This is a genomic window from Vibrio sp. M260118, from assembly GCF_036533755.1.
In the GTDB taxonomy this organism is placed as follows: Bacteria; Pseudomonadota; Gammaproteobacteria; order Enterobacterales; family Vibrionaceae; genus Vibrio.
In genome coordinates this window covers 1-3,617 of the sequence record NZ_JATABG010000351.1, presented here as the reverse complement: position 1 = coordinate 3,617, position 3,617 = coordinate 1, and the positions used below count along the sequence as shown (strand labels likewise).

Annotated in this window: 5 protein-coding genes; all 5 read right to left on the bottom strand. The window is 45.4% G+C overall.

Annotated features, from left to right (window positions below):
- Positions 1–80: 80 nt before the first annotated feature.
- Positions 81–614 (bottom strand): DUF3833 domain-containing protein, encoded by a 534-nt coding sequence (locus QTO00_RS16545; protein ID WP_331425770.1) that lies wholly within the window; start codon positions 612–614, stop codon positions 81–83.
- Positions 614–1,159, bottom strand: coding sequence for a chalcone isomerase family protein (locus QTO00_RS16540; protein ID WP_331425769.1), 546 nt, complete (start codon positions 1,157–1,159; stop codon positions 614–616). Before QTO00_RS16540 ends, QTO00_RS16545 begins: the two co-directional genes overlap by 1 nt.
- Positions 1,113–1,634 (bottom strand): DUF2878 domain-containing protein, encoded by a 522-nt coding sequence (locus QTO00_RS16535; protein ID WP_331425768.1) that lies wholly within the window; start codon positions 1,632–1,634, stop codon positions 1,113–1,115. Before QTO00_RS16535 ends, QTO00_RS16540 begins: the two co-directional genes overlap by 47 nt.
- Before the next feature lie 23 nt (positions 1,635–1,657).
- Positions 1,658–2,905 (bottom strand): cyclopropane-fatty-acyl-phospholipid synthase family protein, encoded by a 1,248-nt coding sequence (locus QTO00_RS16530; RefSeq protein ID WP_331425767.1) that lies wholly within the window; start codon positions 2,903–2,905, stop codon positions 1,658–1,660.
- Positions 2,902–3,617: DUF1365 domain-containing protein (locus QTO00_RS16525; protein WP_331425766.1), on the bottom strand; the 716-nt coding region annotated here is incomplete at its 5' end. The genes QTO00_RS16530 and QTO00_RS16525, both read right to left, overlap by 4 nt.

Sequence of the window (3,617 nt, the reverse complement as noted above, 5' to 3'; positions counted from 1 at the left end):
GCTTTGAGAGATCCCCAACTCCCTCGTTCCTCGCTCTCGGGGATGACTGAACAACGCCAATCGGGATAATATCTGACTCTCTATTCTTTCTGAAAAAACAGCGTTATTCGCCCTACCTCTATACCAAACTTCTTAATCTTGGTCAGATTAAACACGTGCTTTTCATCTTGGCGATAAAGCCAATCATCAAAAGTAACGACCACGGTCGAGTCCTCTAGCTGAAGTTCAAAATCATACTCCCATTGCAATGCATTACCCACTTCTTTTCCGGTAGCTTGGCCAATGATGTCATCGGCACGGCCTTGATAAGTTCCGTTGCCAAGGCGTTCGATTCTCCATATGCGCTGAGACTCTTCACCATCATCGAACACAAAATCTTCTACCAGTGTAAGCGTGTTTCCATCTATTGTGCCGACAATCGCTACTTCAAAACGCCGAGTTTGCTTATTGGTGTAGTCTTGAACCATACCCCACGCTGTAGACTTGCCATTAAAATACTCGAACAAGTTAAAGTCTGGGCCAGTATCTTGGTAATCATCCAAATCAGCGCTGCAACCGATTAGCAAAATTGTCGACAGCACGACAAGAACAAGTGCCTTTATACGCTTTAGCATTAATTGCTCCCAATTAAACGTTGTCTAAGTCTCGGATATTCAGTGTCAGGAGACAGCCAAATGGCAAGAAAAGCATCATTGAAAGCCTCTTCTTCAATCGAACCGATCATTCTTTGCTCTGCTTGAGGGTTTGAGTAATAAAACTGCCCCTTGCGGCCATCTGTCACGTAGGTAAGGTTGTTGCCTTCCTCTATGTCGGGGAAGATCGCTTGCAGTCTAGAGTACCAAGCTTGGGTCGTGCTTTGCTTATAGCCCAGCTTGTCCCACTGCTCAACGGTGGCATCAAGCAACTGCTTTTGCGAGATGTCACGTTGGTAAGTAATAGACAAGGCAAGCGGGTGCGGCGTTATATCTTGGTCGACAACATAATCTCCATTCGGGCTTAGCAATTGCGACTCATATATATCAAAGAAGAACATCGTCAACTGTGCTTGGCCGACACTAGTCCAACTTCTCCAATCATCCACATTCGTCGCAGCAGGCGTCGACGCGATAGCACTACCTGTTAGTGTGAGGTAAGTGACTAGAGTTGTTAGCACTTTCATATCCATATACCTTAATAATTATCCCAATGAGCAAAGACCACTCAACGAACAAGATACCAACCATAGTGAAGGTAGAAACCCCAAATGAGACGGCGCCAAGGCTCTCTCCGGCTGCATAACTGAGCGCTCCTCCTACCCCTCCTACCATTGATACGAGAATCAATGGATACTGGCTCAGTATTGGATGCAAAAAATAGGCGTACCAAGCAAATATCAGCCACAATGCAAATAGCCATAAGGGGAAGTGTCCGGATTCAAACTGAAGCCAACCAATCGTTAAGTTGGTAAAATCAACCGCGAGTCCTAATGCAACAATCACAGCATATTTAATCCAACTGAATGTCGCTTTGACCGCGAATACAATCAGCGTCAGAGTAACCAGTGATAACGTCACATATTGCAGGTCATAATTGCCTATAACCGCACAAAACCAGATAACTTGAAACCAAGTTGAAACAATCAATAGCCGTTTCATCACGTACTCCCTCTGGGCAACTTCTACGGACGTTGGAAAGTCATGTGAACCGTACTGATCGACTTAGCTCTAAAGCCACCCTCGCAATAACAGAAGTAGTAGTTCCACATGCGTACAAAGCGTTGATCGAATCCAAGTTCAGACACGCGTTCTTGAGCTTGATTAAACTTGATGTACCAATCTCTTAGCGTTTGGGCGTAGTCCTGGCCAATATCGAATAGGTCTCTTAAAACGAGATCACTATGCTGCGTAGTCGCCTGCGTCAACGCCGTAATCGAAGGTAAGAAGCCACCAGGGAAAATATACTTCTGAATAAAATCGACATTTTTGCTGTAGCTGTCATAACGTTGGTCAGCGATGGTGATCGCTTGGATTGCCATCAAACCGCCAGGCTTTAGCAGCGACTGACACTTTTGAATGTATGACGTAAGAAACTGCTTACCCACCGCCTCGATCATTTCAATCGACACCAGTTTGTCAAAGCTACCTTCAAGTAAACGGTAGTCTTTCTTAAGCAGGGTAATTCTATCTTCCAGCCCTCTCTGCTCAACTTGCTGTTTGGTGTACTCGTATTGCTGTTCAGAAATTGTCGTGGTAGTGACATGACAACCGTAGTTTTCCGCCATATAGATCGCCATCGCCCCCCAGCCTGTGCCTATCTCGATCACTGAGTCGTTAGCACTCAATTTCAATTGATGGCACAGACGCTCCATTTTATTGATTTGAGCTTGCTCTAGGGTGTCATGCTCTGAAGCGTAAATACCCGATGAGTAGAGCATTCGGCTGTCTAAAAACGTCTGGTAAAGCTCGTTGCTCAAGTCATAGTGAGCTTGGATATTTTTTGCCGAGTTCTCTACCGTGTTGCGGTTGAGCCAATGCCCGACTTGATAGACCAGTTTAGACAGCAAGCTAGAGCGACTTTCAATCGAATCAAGAGTCGTCATGTTCAGCGCCATCAACTCCATCAAAGCGGTTAGATTTGGGCTGTCCCACCAACCATCCATATATGCTTCACCAGCGGCGATGCTTCCTCCTTTGAGAAGACGTGCGTAGAAGGCGGGATTCTTCACCTCAATAATGGCGCTTGGTTGACCGTTTCTTGGGGTGCCAAAGCTTTCTCTAACTTGTTGAGAGCCTTCTACTCTAAAAGACTCAACAACAGTCAACGAACCAAACTGAATCTTACACAGACAAGAGAAAGCAATATTCCTTGCGGTCTTTTGTACCGACGTCAGTTGCGCAGGCAAAGGTAGCGTTTGTGAGTTAATCATTGTTGGGACTCCTTGTTGTTATTCGTTTCCGCGCGTTGAGTCGCTTTTGGTTCATTGCCGTATTCATACTTCGGGTGGCTGTAAAACGGTGCTCCTTTGAGCCATAGCTTTAATGCATGCCAATAAATACCCATGGTGACTTTTACTGCCATGATTGGCGTAACGATCAAATGCTTAAGAAGCACTTTCGAACTTAGAGGCTGCTTGGCCATTTTTAACGTCGCATCAAACTCTTTTTCAGAGCAGTGGCATTCGAGATGGACAGACAAGCGCTTCTCGATCGGTTTAATTTTCCAAACGTACTCTTGTTCCAGTGGGTTAAACGGAGAAACATGGAAAGCTTTGCTGTGCTTCCATGTGAGCTCGTCATTTGCATCTAACAAGTAGTAATGGCGTTCATTCCAAGGGGTGTTGCTTACCTCTGCTAATAAGTACCGCCACTGCTGCTCATCGTCGTATATGTAGTAGAAATTCACCGGGCTAAAGTAGAGGCCAAAATATCTTAGATGAAGAACCGCTTTTACCGCTCCGGTGCATGACTGACCGCCAAGTTCGGTAACTTTGTCTAGTACCGCCTGTTTTAAGTCCCCTTGGCCTAAATAATCATCACGCTTAAATCTCGCCCAATGCCACCAACGTGTACCAAAGCCCCAAACTTTCTTTTGCAATACGTCGAGTTCATCAAGATCCAAACAGGGCATAAACAAACTAT

Excerpts from the sequence above, each read along its gene's own strand:
- QTO00_RS16535 (WP_331425768.1), bottom strand. The coding sequence starts at position 1,634 with ATGAAACGGCTATTGATTGTTTCAACTTGGTTTCAAGTTATCTGGTTT.
- QTO00_RS16540 (WP_331425769.1), bottom strand. The coding sequence starts at position 1,159 with ATGAAAGTGCTAACAACTCTAGTCACTTACCTCACACTAACAGGTAGT.
- QTO00_RS16530 (WP_331425767.1), bottom strand. The coding sequence starts at position 2,905 with ATGATTAACTCACAAACGCTACCTTTGCCTGCGCAACTGACGTCGGTA.
- QTO00_RS16545 (WP_331425770.1), bottom strand. The coding sequence starts at position 614 with ATGCTAAAGCGTATAAAGGCACTTGTTCTTGTCGTGCTGTCGACAATT.